A 746-nucleotide genomic window follows, 5' to 3' on the forward strand; every position below is an offset into this window, starting at 1 on the left:
GGAACGGACTGCGCTGATGCCGACACCGCCGGCCTTCGACGGCTTTGTCGAGCAGAGCAAGCGGGTCTCGCCGACCTGCCTGATCAGCTTCGAGTGGACCCGCTACAGCGTCCCGTGCTCCGGGCTTATGCGGCCCCACCGGGGCCACGGTCCCTTTGCACCGTTCGCCAATCGCCCGAGCTGCCGCCCCGGACCATCTACGACTGGCGGCATTATCTGGCCGTCCTTCAGCGCAAGCCAGGCGCCCTGCGCAATGGCGCCCCCTTCACCGAACTGCCCGAGGCGTTCAGGCGCCTGCAGCAACACCTGCTGAAGCGCCCGGGTGGCGACCGGGAGATGGTGGAGATCCTCGCCCTCGCGCTGCACCATGACGAGGAGGCCGTGCTCTGCGCCGTAGAACTGGCCCTCGAGGCCGGGGTACCACCAAGACGCACGTGCTCAACCTCCTGCACCGGCTGGTCGACGAACGCCCTGCGGACCCGCCCGAGGTCGCTCCGCCCAGCGGGCTGGCGCCGGCTGAGGAACCAGGGCGGATGTCGAACGCCTTGACGGCCTGCGCGGGGGTGCGCCATGCGTCATGACCCCGCCAGCGGCGCCGTCGTGATCATGGCTCGCGCAGTCTGAAGATGTTCGGCATGGCCCAGGCAGTCGAGGAGCTCGTCGACCAGGGCGCCCCCGCGTCGAGGCGGCCGTACCGATGCTGTCGCAGCTCCTGAAGGCCGAGGTCGCGGAACGCGAGGTCCGCT

General features: G+C 70.0%; 2 pseudogenes. Both read left to right on the forward strand.

What is annotated here, in order from left to right:
• Positions 1–581: pseudogene (locus tag FG154_RS20610) on the forward strand (IS21 family transposase); the annotation flags it as partial.
• Positions 571–746 (forward strand): annotated as a pseudogene (locus FG154_RS20615) (ATP-binding protein); the annotation flags it as partial. The pseudogenes FG154_RS20610 and FG154_RS20615, both read left to right, overlap by 11 nt.

Source organism: Cereibacter sediminicola (genome assembly GCF_007668225.1).
GTDB lineage: Bacteria > Pseudomonadota > Alphaproteobacteria > Rhodobacterales > Rhodobacteraceae > Cereibacter_A > Cereibacter_A azotoformans.